Annotated in this window: 17 protein-coding genes; 11 read left to right on the forward strand and 6 right to left on the reverse strand. The window is 37.3% G+C overall.

The window, feature by feature from the left end; genetic code table 11:
- The first annotated feature begins 187 nt into the window (after window positions 1–187).
- From AB3I12_RS01450 to AB3I12_RS01480, 7 genes are all read left to right on the forward strand, one after another.
- Window positions 188–976, forward strand: coding sequence for an AzlC family ABC transporter permease (locus AB3I12_RS01450; RefSeq protein ID WP_010719157.1), 789 nt, complete (start codon window positions 188–190; stop codon window positions 974–976).
- A complete protein-coding gene (locus AB3I12_RS01455) occupies window positions 969–1,286 on the forward strand; it encodes an AzlD domain-containing protein (RefSeq protein ID WP_010737579.1) in 318 nt (105 codons plus the stop codon). The genes AB3I12_RS01450 and AB3I12_RS01455 overlap by 8 nt, the downstream gene beginning before the upstream one ends.
- Before the next feature lie 154 nt (window positions 1,287–1,440).
- Window positions 1,441–3,054, forward strand: a complete 1,614-nt coding sequence (locus AB3I12_RS01460) for a polysaccharide biosynthesis protein (protein WP_010737578.1) — start codon at window positions 1,441–1,443, stop codon at window positions 3,052–3,054.
- 157 nt (window positions 3,055–3,211) lie between these two features.
- Entirely contained in the window at window positions 3,212–4,060 is an 849-nt protein-coding gene (locus AB3I12_RS01465; RefSeq protein ID WP_010719160.1) for a DegV family protein, read from the forward strand.
- A gap of 158 nt (window positions 4,061–4,218) precedes the next feature.
- Entirely contained in the window at window positions 4,219–4,698 is a 480-nt protein-coding gene (locus AB3I12_RS01470) for a DUF6530 family protein (protein ID WP_010719161.1), read from the forward strand.
- Window positions 4,699–4,719: 21 nt separating this feature from the next.
- Window positions 4,720–6,954 (forward strand): AAA family ATPase, encoded by a 2,235-nt coding sequence (locus AB3I12_RS01475; protein ID WP_063627115.1) that lies wholly within the window; start codon window positions 4,720–4,722, stop codon window positions 6,952–6,954.
- 380 nt (window positions 6,955–7,334) lie between these two features.
- Entirely contained in the window at window positions 7,335–8,984 is a 1,650-nt protein-coding gene (locus AB3I12_RS01480) for an alpha-glucosidase (RefSeq protein WP_063627114.1), read from the forward strand.
- 168 nt (window positions 8,985–9,152) lie between these two features.
- On the opposite strand, the gene AB3I12_RS01485 is transcribed toward AB3I12_RS01480, so the two are convergent.
- From AB3I12_RS01485 to AB3I12_RS01505, 5 genes are all read right to left on the reverse strand, one after another.
- Window positions 9,153–9,707 (reverse strand): TIGR01440 family protein, encoded by a 555-nt coding sequence (locus AB3I12_RS01485; protein WP_063627113.1) that lies wholly within the window; start codon window positions 9,705–9,707, stop codon window positions 9,153–9,155.
- Between the two features lie 16 nt (window positions 9,708–9,723).
- On the reverse strand, window positions 9,724–10,212 hold the full coding sequence (locus tag AB3I12_RS01490) for an ECF transporter S component (protein WP_063627112.1): 489 nt from the start codon (window positions 10,210–10,212) through the stop codon (window positions 9,724–9,726).
- Between the two features lie 3 nt (window positions 10,213–10,215).
- Window positions 10,216–11,016 carry a hydroxymethylpyrimidine/phosphomethylpyrimidine kinase gene (locus tag AB3I12_RS01495; RefSeq protein ID WP_063627111.1) on the reverse strand — a complete coding sequence of 267 codons (801 nt, stop codon included), beginning with the start codon at window positions 11,014–11,016 and terminating at the stop codon, window positions 10,216–10,218.
- Between the two features lie 337 nt (window positions 11,017–11,353).
- Window positions 11,354–12,874 (reverse strand): acyl-CoA synthetase, encoded by a 1,521-nt coding sequence (locus AB3I12_RS01500; RefSeq protein WP_034866587.1) that lies wholly within the window; start codon window positions 12,872–12,874, stop codon window positions 11,354–11,356.
- A gap of 159 nt (window positions 12,875–13,033) precedes the next feature.
- A complete protein-coding gene (locus tag AB3I12_RS01505) occupies window positions 13,034–14,053 on the reverse strand; it encodes a tyrosine-type recombinase/integrase (protein ID WP_063627110.1) in 1,020 nt (339 codons plus the stop codon).
- 304 nt (window positions 14,054–14,357) lie between these two features.
- On the opposite strand from AB3I12_RS01505, the gene AB3I12_RS01510 reads away from it, so the two are divergent.
- From AB3I12_RS01510 to AB3I12_RS01525, 4 genes are all read left to right on the forward strand, one after another.
- Window positions 14,358–15,431 carry an ABC transporter permease gene (locus AB3I12_RS01510; protein WP_063627109.1) on the forward strand — a complete coding sequence of 358 codons (1,074 nt, stop codon included), beginning with the start codon at window positions 14,358–14,360 and terminating at the stop codon, window positions 15,429–15,431.
- Window positions 15,432–15,434: 3 nt separating this feature from the next.
- Window positions 15,435–16,124: an ABC transporter ATP-binding protein gene (locus AB3I12_RS01515; RefSeq protein ID WP_010737568.1), complete on the forward strand. Its 690-nt coding sequence runs from the start codon at window positions 15,435–15,437 to the stop codon at window positions 16,122–16,124.
- Window positions 16,117–16,731 (forward strand): TetR/AcrR family transcriptional regulator, encoded by a 615-nt coding sequence (locus tag AB3I12_RS01520; RefSeq protein WP_010719171.1) that lies wholly within the window; start codon window positions 16,117–16,119, stop codon window positions 16,729–16,731. Before AB3I12_RS01515 ends, AB3I12_RS01520 begins: the two co-directional genes overlap by 8 nt.
- A gap of 208 nt (window positions 16,732–16,939) precedes the next feature.
- On the forward strand, window positions 16,940–17,518 hold the full coding sequence (locus AB3I12_RS01525; protein ID WP_063627108.1) for an SGNH/GDSL hydrolase family protein: 579 nt from the start codon (window positions 16,940–16,942) through the stop codon (window positions 17,516–17,518).
- A 127-nt stretch (window positions 17,519–17,645) separates the two neighbouring features.
- Here the strand turns inward: AB3I12_RS01525 and AB3I12_RS01530 are convergent, their stop codons facing one another.
- On the reverse strand, window positions 17,646–18,518 hold the full coding sequence (locus tag AB3I12_RS01530; protein WP_025480187.1) for a MurR/RpiR family transcriptional regulator: 873 nt from the start codon (window positions 18,516–18,518) through the stop codon (window positions 17,646–17,648).
- Window positions 18,519–18,658: the final 140 nt, after the last annotated feature.

Below are 18,658 nucleotides of genomic sequence, written 5' to 3' on the forward strand. Positions count from 1 at the left end.
CTGATTCTTCAGCAAAACAATGCTTTTATGTTGCATAAAAATAACTTGTTTATGATTTGAAATTTCAATATTCAAGCTTAAAATGAGAAAAATATAATATTGTTTTTAGATAAAACGGCTACAATTTCGTTTTTTTATGTTACAATGAGTCCGCTGTTTATTTGTTGTAATTGAAGGAGACATTTTGATGAATAAAAAGAAAAGTGCGCCATGGCTTCAGGCTTTGCACGCAGTAATGCCACTTTGCTTAAGTTATATACCAGTTGGGTTAGCTTGTGGTGTCTTATTGCAAAAAGTGGGTTTTGATCCAATCTTAACCGGTCTGTTGTCCATATTAGTATTTTCTGGTGGAGCGCAATTTTTAGTTGCTTCGATGCTAACAACTCAAGCATCTTTTGCAACGACACTTTTGATGGTATTTTTCTTGGAATTACGTTACACATTGTTAGGGTCGAGTCTTTCAGGTTTTATGAAGAAAGAAAAGAGACTATTCTTGGCGGTATTTTCACAATCGTTAAATGATGAAAATTATGCGGTTAATTATCTTAAATATTCAACTGATCCTACATGGAATAAGCGTAAAGCTTTATATGTAAATTGGTTTTCGATGGCTTCTTGGACAGGTAGTAACATGATTGGAAACATGTTTGGTTCTGTTATCCATGTAGATGCTGATCTCGTTCACTTTGCACTGACTGCGATGTTTATCTTCATGTTTGTCATGCAAATGAAAAATAAGCTGCTCATTTTTACAGGATTGTTTTCTGGTGTATTAGGCGTTACTTTCATGGTCATGTTCCAAAATACATTAGGTTTAATTGCTGCGACGGTGATCGCCTCTTTTGCAGGGTTTGCTTTAGAGAAAGCTTTCAAAAAAGAGAAGGCAAAAAAATTAAAACGATTAAAAAACCGTGGCAAACATGTCAATGAACCACTATTCAACTTCCCAGAACAGGAGAGTCAACATCATGACTAAGACGTATCTTATTCTTTTAGTACTTAGTTTATTCGTGGTGGCTTATGTGCCACGACTATTCCCGATGCTCTATTTTACCCATCGGAAAGTCCCTTCATGGTTTAGTGAATGGATGAAATATGTGCCTGTTGCGCTATTCGCAGCTTTAGCATTCAAGGATGTCTTTATTACCCATGAACATTTAGCCATTGCTTGGAATATCAAAATCTTAGCTATGGTTCTCGTAGTTGGCGTGGCGTATAAAACTCATTCTATGGCATTATCAGTAGTAACTGGACTTGCTTCGGTATTTTTGCTGTCGATGTTTTAAACAGTTCCAAAATTTTGCCTTCTCTTAGTTTTAGAGAATGGCTTTTTTTTTTTTGCCTTTTTTATTAAAATTTTAAGGATGATTTGTCCTTCTTTGAATTTTTGCTATAATGGGAAAGGTATTGATTTAAATATAGATAGTTGAGGAAAATTTAATGAATAAAAAATTGATGCAAGGAACATTTTGGTTAACCTTTGCTAATTTGCTTTGTAAGGTATTAGGTGTTGTTTACTTGATCCCATGGCTAAGTATGATGGGGAACAATCAAGAAGGAATGTTAGCGACCACTTTATACAATGTAGGTTATTTACCTTATGGCTTGTTCCTGATGCTGGGAACAGTTGGGTTTCCTAATGCGATTGCTAAAAAAGTCGCTGTAGCAACGAAAGAAAATGATGAACAGGGCTGTCGAACGATTTTTCGCAGTACCATCAATATCATGTTTGTCATTGGAATCATTTCTGCTGTGCTGATGTATCTTTTTGCCCCGATGCTTGCAGGAATCAGCCCAATTGCAAATGTAAATAATGGGATCTTAGCAATTCGTAGTTTGTGTCCGTCATTGATCGCCATTCCAGTTCTTAGTGCAATGAGAGGTTATTTTCAAGGGAAAAACAATCTGAGACCTTATGGGACCTCACTAATCATTGAACAAGCGGTTCGTGTCCTGGTCATTTTAGCAGGAACGTTTTACTTACGCGTCTTGACCGATGGAACGATTTTAGAAGCTGTTCTGATCAGTACAGTGGCATCCTTCTTTGGTGGGTTAGCAGCAATTATCCATATGTATTTCGTTGGAATAAAAAATGATTATTTCAAATTAAAAGATTTCTTGATCTCTAGTCGCTATTTCAAGCATGAAAATCGGGCAGAGTCGGTATCGATCATTCGTGAAACTTTACCTTTCATCTTTGTGGGATCTGTTATTACCATCGTGCAAATGATTGACCAAGTGACGATGAAGCCGTTGTTGCATTTTTTCAGACCTGAAATCACGAATCAACAATTGGAATTTTTATTTAGTCGAGCGTCAGTTAATCCCAACAAGTTGACATTGATCTTGATTTCTATGGTTGGTACAGTCGCAATCAGTAGTTTGCCGATTTTAAGTACTTTGAGAAAAAAAGATCGTTTGCAAATTGAAAAGACAGTAGGAGATAGTTTTTCAATTGCTGTCTTGATTTTACTTCCTTCTCTTGCGGGGATGTCATTATTGGCGGGTCCATTGTATACCTTATTTTTTGGATATGATCCTGATAGTGTCGGCTATTTCCAATTTGCCTTACTCGCTTCATTATTCTTTTCATTGTTCACGATTCTTTCGACGATGTTACAATCACTTAGCCATCATATGATTGCGATTCGGCTGACCGTTGAAGCGATTATTTTGAAAATTGTCTTTCAAGTGATCGGATTAGCACTATTTGGCGGTTATGGTATGAGTTTTTCAAACACAATGGCTTTTGCGATCGTGTTTATCAGAGGTTATTTCTATATGTGTAAAGAGTATCGAATCGCACCTCTAGCTAAAATCAGATTTTTCTTTCTTAAAACATTCCGTTCAACCTTGTTGATGCTGGTTCTTTGTTCGATTGTATTTATCCTATTGAACCTCCAATTGACGATGACGTCGAAAGCCCATGCTGTTGTTTATTGTGTTGGCCTTGGTGGAATAGGTGGGCTGACATTTCTCTTTGCTCAATTTGGCAGAAATGGGCTCCAATTACTTAAAAACTTCCAGCATCGGCATCACTCAACCAAAAATTAGGAACAACATCCAGTTCATGATAATTTTTTAAAGCTACAGAAAGTGAGAGGGACGTGATTGTTTCTCTCACTTTTTGAGTGAGAGGTTCAAATGTCATCTTTCTTATGATATAGTTAAATAGACTGGTAAAATTCTTTGAAATGAGGAAATTAAATAAATGAAACTTGCAGTAGTTACTGACAGTACGGCTTATTTGCCTGAACGAATCCAAAATCATCCTGATTTGTTCGTTATTCCGATCCCTGTCATTTTGGATGGGAAAATCTACAATGAAGGAATAGACATAGAAGCTGACGAATACTATGGGCTTCTAAATAAAAGCAAAGACTTCCCGACCACTTCACAACCTGCAGTTGGAGAAGTACTGGCGCTTTACGAAGAACTGAAAAGAAAAGGATACGATACCATCTTAAGTATCCATTTATCCTCTGGGATCTCCGGCTTTGTCAACACATTACATGCTATGAAAAACGACATTGATGGTGTAAAAATCGTTCCTTATGATTCTAAGATCACGAGTATGCCAATGGGTCACATGGTAGAAGCTGCTCTAGATTTAAATCAAAAAGGTCAATCTCTCGAAGAAATTATCGCACATATCGATCGTATCCGAGATAATACGTATGCTTATCTCATCGTGGATGACTTGAACAACTTAGTACGCGGTGGACGCTTGACCAATGGGGCTGCATTGATAGGTGGATTGCTTAAAATCAAACCGATTTTGACTTTTTCAGAAGGAAAAATCGTTTTATTTGAAAAAATCCGTTCAAGTAAAAAAGCTTTCGCTCGTGCCGAAAAAGTCATCGGCATGCGAAATGAGGAAATTGCACCACCTGTTAAACTTTATGTGATTCATGCAAATAATTTGGAAGTTGCCATACAAGAAAAAGAAAAATTACAAAAGCAATACCCGCATGCTGACATTGAGATTGGTCATTTTGGTCCAGTGATTGGTAGTCACTTAGGAGAAAAAGCAATCGGGCTTGCCATCTCTGCGCAATAATTTAGATTATTCAATTCAATGCAAGCATCGTCTCTCATTCATTGGGATACGATGCTTTTTTTGCATTTTTTCTATATAAGGCGTATAATCCTTAAAAGTTTAGTAAATGAGTAAATCACTAGGTTAGTAATTTACTAAAAGAGAAAGGATGGATTTAGATGGAAATCCCAACAAATTTAAAACACAAACCTGTTATTGTCGTTGAAGACTATGATCAAGTTGATGGTAGAAATGCTTTGCATACGGATGCTAAAGGACTATCTTTAGGGTTAGCACAATGGAATGATCGTGGAAAAGTTGATATTTCAGGCAAGGTATGGCGCCATACGGGTGAAAAATGGTCACGCCAATCGGAAGAACTACCAATCACTCGGATCTTAGATCTAGCAATTTTAGCTGCGCAAGGGAGTTTGTATTTTCAAGATGCGTATCGCTATGAAAAATTTTATGATCCTGAAAATCCAGTTGTCGATATTATTGGACTTCAAGGAAATCGAATGACGGTTGAAGTGGATACCAAAAATCCTAAGATCGATGAAGATATTATGCTCTATTATGACACGTTACAAAAAGATGGCGAATTGATCGGAGAACGTTTCCGAATTTTGAAACGTCTATTAGATGATTTAGGGTATTAAGGAAAAAAGGAGTGAGGTACATTGGAAGATTTCTCACTGACAAAAGACCGTCAATTTTCAAGTGTTGAAAAACAAATGATTTGGCAAAAGCCAACGAGTCATCGAACCAGTCAAGAAGAACAAAGAATCGCAGCTGAAATCTTTGAAAACTGGAATGATCCTGAAATGAAGATCAGTAACATCTTGCTTGAAGGGGATGCTGGGTCAGGAAAAACGCAACTGGCTAAAGCTCTTTCGGCTGATTTACAACTTCCTTATACGAAAATAACTTGTTTTGCGGATATGGATAAATCAGATGTCTTTGGTGCGCTATTGCCTATTGTTGAGTCTGACGTAGATGAAGATCAAGAATTGATTGATGCAATCAACCAAACAGAGACATTAGAGGCTGTCTTACGGTTAATAAAAAATCACTATAATCTTAGTACAGAAATGGCTAAATCCAAACTGGCTGATTTCATCAAGCGGATGGAACATAATGAAAATAGTAACGTTCGCTATAAATATTATCCCTCTGAAATTGTTCGAGCGATCGAAAAAGGGTATTTGTTAGAAATCCAAGAGCCAACGGTGATCCGTGATGCTTCCGTATTAGTTGCTTTAAATTCCGCTCTTGAGCCAAATGGATTATTGAATTTACCCACGGGTGTCGTCGTCCGTCATCCAGATTGCGTCATCATCATCACAACAAATCGGAACTACCAAGGTAATCGTCCGTTGAATGAATCTTTGAGAGATCGGATGCAACATGCTGAGAAGATGGATTTACCTTCACTTGAAGTGATGGCTGAGCGAGCCTTAGGTAAGACAAAGATTCAACAACCTGAACTGCTCTTGAAATTAGCGGAGATCATTCGTTTATTAGATGATACTGCCAAAGCGAATGCCATCAAGGGAGTGGCTGGTATGCGTTCTTACTTTTATTGGGCAAATACTTGGAAACAAGGGCAAGATCTTTTCCAATCGATTTATCCTAAAATTCTCTATAAATTGACCACTGTTCCAGAAGAATTGGAGATATTAACCCAAGCATTAGAACAAAGTGGGCTTCTTGAAGAACTTCGTGAATTATTACGGCAAATAAAGTGGGGACGTCTTTCAGAAGAAGCTTCAAGAAATCGAGGCAGAATCCTTAACGATGAAGAAGCTGATGAACGTAATATCGATCAACTAGCAGAAGAAACGTTGTCTTTAATGGAGAATGAGTCGCCTGAGATCGAAGAAGAAACTCCACCAGTGGAGAATGCTGAGATTGAAGAGGAAAAAAAGGCAGAGTCTTTCTCATTTGAACAAGAACGAAGTCAAGAAGTTTCAGGTCAGGGGCAACAGGAGCAACAAGCAGAAGATAATTCAGAAAAAATGTCTGCCTCTGATATGGAGGCTTACGACAAAGAAATCAAACGTGAGTTAACGAAAGAAGCACGACAAATAATGAAGGAGACGATGCACGAAAAAGAAGGACTGATCGTTCATCGACCAAAATTTGAACTCAAAGCACAAGAAGCAGAACAAATCAGACAACAAGTTTTACCGATCGTTGAAACATTAAGCCGTCAAATTTTAGATTTGTTGGAAAATGATGAATCAACGACTTATCAAAAAGGAAAATATGAAGGTCAACGGTTCAATGCGAGTCGTGTGGCCTATAATGACCTAGGTTATTTCGATAAGAAAAATCCACCCCACGAACAACCTTCATTGGCAGTGGCTTTAAGGATTGATGAATCTGGTTCAATGATTCGAGATGAACGAATCGAAGCAGCAAAAAAAGCAGCGATCGCCATCGCAGAATTTGCTAAACGTGTAAATATTCCTTTAATGATTTATGGAGATACAGCAGATGTCTCAACGAGAGAAAAGACCTCAATTTTTTCATATAAAGAATTTAGTGATGATTTCCAATGGTTAGATGAGAAGTTAGTGACGATGAAACCACGACAAAACAATCGTGATGGTGCCAGTTTGAGACTAATTGCTAACAAACTAAGCCAAGAAGTTGCCACGACTAAATTGCTGATCTCGATTAGCGATGGCCAGCCTAAAGCTTTACCAGACTATACTGGGAAGAAGGCAAGGGAAGACATCCAAAGTGTTCTGTCTGAATATGACCGTCAAGGCGTCATCTTTGTGGCTGCTGCGATTGGACAGGATCAAAAAGAAATCAAAGAGATATATGGGGAAAATCGTTTCATTGATATGACAGACATCAACGAGTTACCACAGCAATTGATCCAATTGATTGCTCGCTATTTGTAAATAGCTGAAAATAGCTGGAGTCACGTATAAGTCCATTCATCGACTAAGAGAGATTGTGACAGAAGTTCCTAGCTCTGAGAACAAGCCGAAGAATTCGAAAATAGTTCCTATTTTTGGATTTTCGGCTTGTTTTTTTGTTAGAGCGACTGCTGGAACAACGGGAAGAGGTTATGAACGCATTGTAGCGTATGGTTAAACACCATTTAGTTTATCTATCAGACTCTTTTTGATCGTTAATCGACTGTTAAATCCTCACATTCTGCAAACCAGATAACGAAACAAAAAAGGAAACTGTTAAAGAGAAAACGATGTTATCGGTAACATCAACAAAAAATAGTGGCATTGTTTTATAATAGAGAAAAAGAGAAGGGAAGAAGACAATGACTCAAACAAAAGCTTGGTGGAAAGAAGCGGTCGGATACCAGATTTATCCTGCCAGTTTTATGGATAGTAATGGAGACGGCATTGGGGATCTCAATGGGATTCGTGAAAAGCTTTCTTATTTAAAACAATTAGGGATTGATTTTATTTGGATCAATCCAGTTTATTCTTCGCCTTTTATTGATAACGGTTACGATATTAGTGACTACCAAAATATTTTAGAAAAATTTGGAACAATGGCCGAATTTGATCAATTACTGGCAGAAGCACATCAACAAGGGATCAAAATCATTATGGATCTTGTGATCAATCATACCTCTGATCAACACGAATGGTTTATTGAATCAAAGAAATCACTGGATAATCCTTACCGAGATTACTATATCTGGGTAGATGGAACACCTGAAAACGCTCCGAATGACTGGCAATCGATTTTTGGTGGCTCAGCTTGGGCATATGATGAACAGACGAAACAATATTATCTGCATGTCTTTGCTAAAGAGCAACCTGATTTAAATTGGGAAAGCGACAAGTTAAAAAATGAACTTTTTTCTATGATTCGCTGGTGGTTAGATAAAGGGATCGATGGGTTTCGTTTAGATGCGATTTCCCATGTGAAAAAAGATGAATATTCTGTTAAAGCAACTGAAAACCCCTTTTCTCCTTTTCAAAATGTTTCCGGGATCGACGAACATTTAAATGAATTAAAAGATGTTTTTGATGACTATGACATTATGACTGTTGGCGAAGCTAGCGGGGTGTCGGCTGAAGAAGGTCCAGAATGGGTCGGCGCTGATGGTTATTTTGACATGATCTTTGAATTTGACCATATCTCGATTTGGAAGCACGAAAAAGAAGGAAAACTTGATGTTATCAATTTAAAAAGAGCGTTAAGTGCCTGGCAAACCGCTTTAGACGGTAAGGGTTGGAATGCACTTTATATGGAAAATCATGATACACCTCGTTCAGTTTCTGTTTTTGGTGATCCTGAACATTATTGGCAAAAATCAGCAAAAGCAGTCGCAATGATGTACTTTTTCCTGCAAGGAACGCCATTTATTTATCAAGGACAAGAAATCGGTATGACGAATATGCCGTTTACTGCCATCGAACAAATCGATGCCGTCGATTCAAGACGTCTTTATAACCAATTGCTAGAAGAAGGAAAATCTCCTGAGGAAGCTATAGATATCGTTGCTGATACAACAAGAGACAATAGCCGAACACCTATGCAGTGGGGATCAGAAAAATATGCCGGATTCTCAACAAACGAACCTTGGCTGATGGTAAATCCCAACTATCATACACTTAACGTAGAAGAACAAGAAAACGATCCTTCGTCGATCTTATCTTTCTACAAACAAATGATCCGCATCCGTCGTGAAAATCAAGGATTGATCTATGGTTCATTCAAAGAATATCTCGCTGAACACGACCAACTCTATGTTTATGAACGATCATTTACCGATAAAAACTATCTGATTATGGTCAATCTTACGAGTGAAGTAGCGGAATATTCATTACCGAATGAAGTTGATGTTCCTTGGGAATTACTTCTCACGAATCAAGAAGAACGTGTATTTAAACGAGTGGGTAAGCTTGATTCTTATGAAGCGAAATTATTTGTAAACAGTAAAAAAAGAAACTAAAAAAAGTTTGTCTTGAGCTTTCTAATGAAGTCCAAGGCAAACTTTTTTGACATACTGTATGAAGTTGGGTGACTGTACCTTTATAGAAATTAGATAATAAGTGAATATTTTATAATAAAGAATAACATTTACATAAATATTAGGTAGGTTATCAGTTAATTGATTCTTTTAAATCACTTCATACTCAGCTCGCGGACCACCAATGTATTTAGGACGTGAACGCAGAGCTGTAACATGCGCGGCTCCTAATGTTTGACTGCTTGGTCGAACAGGTACTTGAACGTGTTTGACATGCATACCGATGGAAGTATCACCGATATCGATCCCAGCTTGCGCTACCACATGTTCCACTTCTACTGGATCATCGAATTGGTCAAACGCTGCTACTGAACAAGCGCCACCAGCGTGTAAGGCTGGTACAACAGAAACAATTTCAAATTGTTTTTGCTCTGCTACGGAGCGTTCGACGACAAGGGCTCGATTAATGTGTTCACATCCTTGAACAGCTAAAGCGACTCCTAAAGGTTGCAATATTTCTCTAATCGTTTGGATAATCCACTGTCCAACTGAAGCACTTGAGTTTTTACCAATTTGTCCACCGACCACTTCACTGGTACTACATCCTAATACAAATAAATCGCCAGATTTTAAATTTGCTTCTGCTAATACCTCGTTGACCATTTTGGTTAATTCTTGTTTTAAAGATTCTTCTGTGATGCTCATTTTATTCTTCCTTTCATTACTTACTTTCTTTTTGTACTCTCGTTCGTTTTAGAGCTTGAGTGAGTGGTAAAGCCAATCCAACCCCTATAATATTTTGAAAAATATTTCCAGGAATAGAAGCTACCCCCGCAGGCCAATCATATAAAAACCAACCTGCTAAAAAATAGCCACTAATCATCAGACAACTACCGATAAAAAGACCGACAAATCGACCTTTGCTTGTTTTTTCGGCAAAATAGCCACTGACCAATCCTTGCAAACCATGGATCAATAATGAAAAAAGGGCCCATTGCGGATAACCTGACAGTAAATCGATGAATAAACCACTTGAGGCACCGACAACGAACCCACCAAATGGACCAAATAATAAAGCAGTGGTGTAGATGCCAGCTTCGCAGAGCGTGACAAAGCCGTTAGTTGCTGGTATTGGAACTAAAATTGTTAAAGATAATGCTACTGTTAAAGCGATCAGCATGGCATATATTGTTATTCGTTTCGTATTCAACGATTAAATCCCTCCTTTGATGTTACCGCCAGACCAGACACTGCCCGTTTGATCATTCATTTCAACACCGTTTAAAATACATTGATAAACGTAATTTTTACTTCGTTGAATGGCTTGTGGGAGCGTATAGCCATGGACGAGATTCGCTGTAATAGCAGAAGAAAAGGTACATCCTGCGCCATTCACCGTTGATCGTGTTAATTTTTCCATTGTAAAAGTGGTTAGTCCGTCATGACTATACAAAACATCGATTGCTTCATCGCCATGGATCCCAGAGCCACCTTTAACAACGACCGCTTTGCTTCCTAAAGTATGAATAAATTTGGTTGTCTCTATCACTTCATTGATGCTTGAAATTTTTTTCTTTCCAGAAAGGAGAGCCGCTTCTTTAAGATTGGGCGTGACAAGATCAACAAGGGGGAAGAGTTCTTTCACTAAGCACTCAATATACTGTTGATTCGCTAATGAAGTAGTTTCTTTAAAAGCTAAAACCGGATCAAGAACGGTTGGGATTTGAGGGTGCTTTTTTAAAAAATCTCGGACGATCATGATTGCTTCAAGAGAATGCAATAAGCCAATTTTGATACCCGCTAAGTCTGTCATCTTCTGGATCGAAGCAAGTTGCTGTTCCAACCACTTAGCAGGTAGATTTTCTAAGAGGAATGCGTTGTTTTCGTCTAACATGCCTACACAGGTGAGCGCGCTCATTCCAAAAAGTTGAAAATTCTCAAAAGTTTTCAAATCGGATTGAATTCCTCCACCGGCAAAAGGGTCAGAACCACCAATTGTAAGTATTTTTCTCATTGTTTTCCCTCCACGAAAAGAGTATAACGAAAGTTGTTAGAAAAGAAAACAGCCAATTGGCATATTTTTATGTCATCCAATTTTGCGTATTCTTTAGATCACCAAAATTTATCTATCATCTGAATGAAACAAGTACACTGTATTGTTGGCAACTTAACAGCTAGAAGAAAACATAAGCTATGCATACTCAAAAGAACAACTTCATTAGATATTATTATCAATAAATTGAATCTTTTTTTGTCATTCCTACAATTTTAACAACTGAAAAATGGTTAAACAAAAGAGAACACTGACGTTATACCTGCTAGGTAAGGGGATAACGTCAGTGTTCTGTTTATTATGCTTTTAGTTCTTTTTCAATTTGTAGTCGACGGACTTTCATTGTCGCAGTCCGTGGGATATCTTCATAATCTCTGATAATCGGCGTATTCAATCGAGGTAACTCATGCACTTGTTTCCACCAACGATCCCAATCCATTTCGTGATTAGGAGCAAGAGCGATCAATGGTTGTGGTGCATTGTTTTTATCACGAACGATGACCACTTCCGATAGAAATTCTAATGAGTCTAACAAGAAATCTTCGATCGCTAAATTGCTATTGATTGTATCGATCAAATCCACTTGACGATCCTTTAAGAACAAATGCCCCTGTTCATCCATGCTGCCGTAATCACCACTGTCCCACCAAGCACCATAAACATTTTCTTGGAAACGAGCATCTTCTTTATAATAAGTTAATGCACGACCTTTTGATAATAAATGGATGTGTCCATCTGTATTAGCAGGTAAGACGTTCCCATTTTCATCTGCGATCCGCGCTTTGGTTAAGTCGCCAAGTCCCACACCCATGTCTCTCGCATTACTCGTTTTTAAACTCTCTAATGTATGAGCTTTTAAAATCATCGGTCCGCATTCGCTTTGGCCATAAACTTGTAAGAAAACAGCTTCTTGATTAGGAGAAGTCCGTAAGAATGTTTCCATAGTAGAGTTGTTGATCGCATCAAAAGTGGAATGGTAATAACGAATACCAGCAAAAGCTTCTGGATATTCTTTCGCTGTAAAGCTCCACTGAACAAAGTTGTTTGGATGTGTTTCAAGTGCAATCGGTGGATTTTCTTTTAACATGGCCACAACGTTTTCCCCTTGAGCATCCGCTAACGGCATCATTGGAAAGCCCATCGCCATTAACGAAGAAATACCAATATTGAAGCGAGAATGAACAGGAGAGATATGGAAAGCCACAAGTTTTTTCTCTGCGATCTTAGTAAAGACAGTTTTTTGCCATTTGGTGCGCCAGCCCATTGAATGAGCAGAATGACAAATCAATTTAGGAATACCTGTGGTTCCTGAAGTATGGGTCATATAAGAAATTTCATCGTTCCCCAATTGATTTTGTGCCACTGGTTCTGCTGGTTGAGTCAATAGTTTAGAAACAGCAATTTGTTTTTCTTTTGATCCATTTGAAATGCCAGCCACTCGTTCAGCCGTTTCATCATCAAAAAGGATAAATGGATCTTCTAAACGGTCGACAAAGACTTCTAAAGTGGGGGTAGGGAAGTGATAAGAGATCATTGCTGGTACCGCCCCAAGATAAGCTGTTGCTACAGCTAATAAATAAGTATCAAAAGCTGAACTTTTGTAGATCATGACCTTATCACCAAGTCCGACACCCAAATGAGCTAATTGATAGGCACGAGTCAAAACGAGTTGACAAGTATCTTTGTAAGTGCTTTTAAAACCAAGTTCCGGAAAAGCTGCTAAGGGTTGGTCAAAGATGATTGGTACATCTGGTGTAGCATTCGCTGCTTCTTGAAAATTAGAAAAAAGATTTAGTGGGGAATAAGCGATTGTTTCCATAAGTCACACTCCGATTTCATTTAATAAACAAGTTGGTAAGCAAAGTAAGAAAAACTTGTGAATTAAATCATTTACTTTGCAAATTCAGCTATAATCTTAGCACAAACCCTAAATAAAAAACAGCTTTCTTTGTGAAAAAATGAATTATATTTCGTTATTTCATTTTTTGATACTTGTTATTTCCTTGTAAGAGAACTCTAACATCTTTTGATGGACTTCTTCAAATGAATGTTCATTGATATAACGATTACCATAAAGGAAATTGACGATATCCAGATCATCAAAATAAAGGGAAACGTAGTACCCGTAAGTTTTACGACATAATTCTGGCGAAATATTTTTATATACAGTGATTTTACTTAGTATTTGGCGAATCGTCCGTGGAGAGATTTGCTGGTCATGAGATGAACGAAAAGCAAAAGAATCAGGTCCTGTCCCAGTATCAGTTATTGCTAAATAGTTTTTAATGAATGGCAGTGCTTCATTGGGAATTGGCAACTGATTAAGACGATTTTTTTTACGGCTAAGATGAATGATTTGTTTATTTAAGTCAATATCTTTTCTTTTTAATTCAACGACTTCATGGATCTTTAACCCGCAATATAAAAGAATAGCTGCAATCGCTAAATTTCTTGGTCGGTTCCTTATTTCAAAGCGTGCTTCTCGTGAAGAGTTAAAGCCATTCATAGGAATAAACAGATGCTCAAAGTCTTGAAACAAAGAAGCGTCTATGAATCGAGGCGCTGCAGCAGTAGTTTCAGGGAGCGTTTTTCCTAATAGAGATATTTCTTCAGTCAATAACCCTTTTTGATACAAAAACCGTAGAAAATGATTTAACGAATATTGTTTTCGCGAAAGACCATAATAGCTATTTTTAAATAACTGGTTTGTTTGTTGATCAGCTGTGGTCTGAAACGAACGAGTATGCTGATAGACTTTATCTAAAAAATTTAAATAGTCTTGTTTTTCAAGACGAAGAATAACTTCATCCGTGATCTCTTGATCTAAAGCTTCGTGAAGATAATCCGTGAATAAATGAAAATCTTTTGCATATTCATAACGACTGCTTAATGAAAGCTTTTTTTGATTTTCTTTTAAAAATTCTTGGAAAATAGGAGGAAGCTGTGCGATGCGTTGTTTTAACTTTTCTTGAATGTGTTTTCGTGTTTTTTGATCCATAAAAGAACCTCCTTTTTGTTCAAACTGGTGTTCTATTTTATTATTGTAGCTTATTTTTCGTTTTTCTTCTATTTCCTTTTACTGATATCTATTTATACCAACGTTTATTTGCTCATGATTCATATATAGTAACATCGCCAACTATAAGAAAAACTGTAACCAATAAACGGAAAGACAATGATCTTGTAGTATTAGCGAATTGTTTCATGAGTTTTGTTGAGTGACATTTTGTCACTGTTGCGCTATACTTTTCTACAGTGACAAAATGTCACTATCGAAAAAGGAAAATGTAGGAGGGAAAGTAATGTTTTTAGCAATGAAAGAAATGAAATACGCAAAACTACGATACGGACTCATTATCGGTATCATGTTCTTGATTGCTTATGTCGTTTTCATGCTATCAGGTCTAGCAAGTGGATTAGCAGAAGAATTTAAAAAAGCGATTGATGATTGGGGTGCTCAAGAAATCGTTTTGTCCGAAGATGCTAATCAAGTCTTTGCAGCATCTCAATTGACAAGAGGCGATCTTAATCAAGTAGATGCAAAAGATAAAGCCCCAATTGGCTTGTTCAGTGGAGCAATCAAGGGCAAAAACAAAGAAAATGTGACAGTCTTTGGTACGACTAACGATGCCTTTTTATTACCTAAAATCACAGATGGTCGGATGTTTGATAAGAAAAATGAAATAATTATCTCCCAAAATCTGGCACAAGATCAATATAAGTTGGGAGATCAAATCAAAATCGGTAGCGATGACCAAGCATTTACGATCGTTGGAATTTTTCCTGCCACTTATTATACGGTCTCACCAGTCATCTATACAGATCTAGAAACTTGGACACAATTAAAATATGGAGCCCAACCGTTTGCTTCAGATGACAAAAAGCCGATCAATGCGATCGTGACCAAACAATCAGCTGTAATTGATAAAGATGGCGCATCAAAAGATTTACAAAAACTGACGATTCCTGATTTTATTGAAAGTCTTCCAGGTTATTCTGCACAAAATATGACACTAAATGCAATGGTTTACTTCTTGTTTCTTGTCGTAGCAGCAGTAGTTGGCATTTTTATGTATGTCATCACTTTACAAAAAACGGCGATCTTTGGCGTAATGAAAGCTCAAGGGATTCGCAATTCATTTATTGCTAAATCGTTGATTGCACAGTCATTTGTTATTGGAGTCATTGGTGTCGCCTTAGCAGTTCTAGCTGCTTATCTAACTAGCTTGTTTTTACCAAGTGCGATGCCATTCGCTATTTTTTGGACACAATGGTTGCTATATAGTGGGGTCTTACTCGTTGTAGCAGTTGTAGGCGGCGTCTTCTCAATACGCACGATCACAAAAGTGGACCCAATCACCGCCATAGGAGGGTAAAAAATGAAGAATATTTTAACGATGAAAAATATCGTCAAGACTTTTGGTAGTGGACATACCGAAGTGACTGCACTAAAAGGAATTAATTTTAATGTCAAACAGGGAGAATTTGTCAGCATCATCGGTCCCTCTGGTTCTGGAAAGAGTACTTTCTTAACCATTTCCGGTGGGCTACAAACACCTACTTCTGGAGAAATCGCCATTAATGGTCAGTCTTTTTCCGATTTATCTGAGAAAAAAAGAGCCGATTTACGTTTTAAAGAAATTGGGTTTATTTTACAAAGTTCTAATTTGATTCCATTTTTAAAGGTCAAAGAACAATTTTATTTAGTTGATCGAGTCAGCCATCAGAAACAAAACGAAACAGTGATTGATGACTTATTGAAATCATTAGATATTTATGATCTAAAAGAAAGCTATCCTCGAGATTTATCTGGTGGAGAAAGACAACGTGTAGCGATTGCTCGCGCGTTGTTCAATGACCCTAGTTTGATCTTAGCAGATGAGCCTACCGCTAGCTTAGATACAGATCATGCCTTTGAAGTAGTCAAGTTACTTGTCAAAGAAGCACATGAAAAACAAAAAGCAACAGTCATGGTTACACATGATGCTCGGATGATCAAATGGAGCGATCGTGTCTACCGAATGAAAGATGGTGATTTGATCGAAGAAACGGAGGGATGGGATGCCTAAATCGACATTTCTTAATCTGCCGAATGAGAAGAAACAACGGCTTATTGAAATTTTACTTGAAAATTTTTCAGCTCGACATATTAGCCAAGTAAAAGTTGCAGATATTGTCGAAGATATGGCTATGTCAAGAGGGGCCTTTTATAAGTACTTCGAAGACTTGGAAGATGCCTATACCTACACGATCCAGTATTATTCGATTCAAATCCATCGAGATATTTTGAAATATATCAGTCAAAACAAGCAAGACTTTTTTCAAGGAATTGAAAATTACCTTGCGTGGTGTAGTGAACTGGAACAAAAAAGTAGTTATTGGCAGGCCATCCGCTTTTTAACGAGAAGTGATGATTTTACCAATCACCAAAGAACCAAGCCTTCTGCTGAATCAGGAAGATTAAAGGAATGGTTTAAGTTACTGAAGGCAAATGGTTTTCACATTACTTCGGAAGAAGAAGCAATTAGCTTTTTATATTTCGTCATGGATCTTGTGATCAATTCATTGACGGATTACATTGCGAATGACTGGACTACTGATGAGTTGTTGCAAGATTATCGTTACAAGGTAAAATGGCTGCAAAGAGGTTTGAAAACCGAACGAAGTGAATCTTGAATCCACTCGATTCATTTGTTAGCCGTTTCTTTTTAACTGGTAAGTAGTGTCCGTATTCAGAAAAACACTTCGATACTTCTTTGTGTCATCATCGATAACCAAATAAAAACCTTCGATAGAAAGTTCTTATAGTTGAGAGCAACGATTTTTCCTTTTTGATTCTCCGTGATAGAATTTTTATTGTAAGAAAAGAAAAGGGATGACACAGATGAAGAAAATTATACTATTTGGTGATAGCATTGCTGCTGGATTGTACCAGGGGGAGGTCGTCCATGCATTGGACCATGCGTTATCAACGACCTTAAATGCTTTAGGACAAGCTGATTTTAAGATCATTAACTTAGGAAAAAGAGGCGATTCAACGACAAGCAGCCTTGAACGATTGTCTCAACTTCCCCAAGATGAACGTACAGCTGACTACGTCGTTCTTAATGTTGGCGTTAATGATGCAATCAATCAAAGAGATAACCAAGAAACCTATCGAAAAAACTTGGAACAATTGATCAACTTTTTTAAACATAGCCAAGTGATTTTGATAGGGCCTAGTTACGTTGATGAAAAGATCAAAACCCAAACAATTCCTGAGATCTTAGTAGAGTATACTCAGATCGCAAAAGAAGTAGCAGATGAGAACAAAGTAAGTTTTATTGATTTTTATCATTATGAAAAATCTTTTGAGGACCCAACACTTTACTTGCAAGACGATGGGTTACATCCTTCGAGGTTAGGCTATCACTTGCTAGGTGCTTTGATTGCACAATGTATCCAGCAAAAAGAACAAAAATAATCTACAGACCGAGTACCTCAATCTTTGCAGTACTCGGTCTGTAGATTTTTAGTTTCAAGTTTTATCATGACAAAAAGAATGAAGCGCGCTCTATTGGCTTTGACATACGGTAATAAACAACTGTTTTCTAATGGCGATATTCCTTCAACAAACCTTTTTGGATCAAGTCTTGTTTTTGTTTGAGATTCTGGATGTTTTCTTGATAGTTTTGTGCATACATCACGGAATAAAGAGTGTTTAAAACATAGTCGAAGGCAATTTGTGAGGAAAATGTTGCCACTTTAGCAAAATCTAATTCATCTTGCGTAACGATGAGTTTCATCGTTGCTTGTTTTGCCATTTCTGAATGTTCATTTCCAGTGATCAATACAGTTTTAGCACCCACATGGTTTAAATGCATCATAATTTTTTCATAATGGTGAATCCTTCCACTATAAGTTAGAAAGATGGCACAATCCTTTTCCGTTAAATTAGCTGCATTCCAAGAAGAATCACTATACTCTTCAGCTAATATCAAAAATTTATTGATCTTGATTAGTTTATTTTGAAATTTGCGTGCTGTGATTTGAGAATCCCCTTTGGCAAAAATAAACATGCGATTCGCTTGATTCAATGCTGTGGCAATCGCATCAATTGACTGTTTCTCCAATTGAAGCTGTGCTTTTTTGATAGATTGGATCGACAAATCGGCCATTTTTTTAGCGATCGATTGACTATCATCTTTATCAGTAAAAGGAAAGTTTGGATCAATGATTTGATTGAACTGGGCTTTCATCTGATGGACTTCACGACCGAATTCAAAACGAAATTCTCTAAAACCAGAAAAACTCAATTTTTTACATAAGCGAATTATGGCTGAATGCGAAGTATACGTCGCTTTTGCCAATTCCTCGATCGTCATATAAACAGCTGTTTCTCTGTTTGCTTTGAGATAATCAGCAATTCTTTTTTCTGTTGTTGTAAATGCTTCTTGTCGTATCAATTGGTCTTCGATTAACATATGCTCACCTTCCTCATCCATCTTACTGAATATCCCTCTTTTTGACTACTATTTTTTGTGTAGGTTAAACATACCTGTCGATTATTCACTTAAAAAGATCACTTTCTTGAACATTTTTTTCTAACTGCGCTCAAATTAAC

The organism is Enterococcus sp. C65 (assembly GCF_040887165.1).
GTDB lineage: Bacteria > Bacillota > Bacilli > Lactobacillales > Enterococcaceae > Enterococcus_B > Enterococcus_B hirae.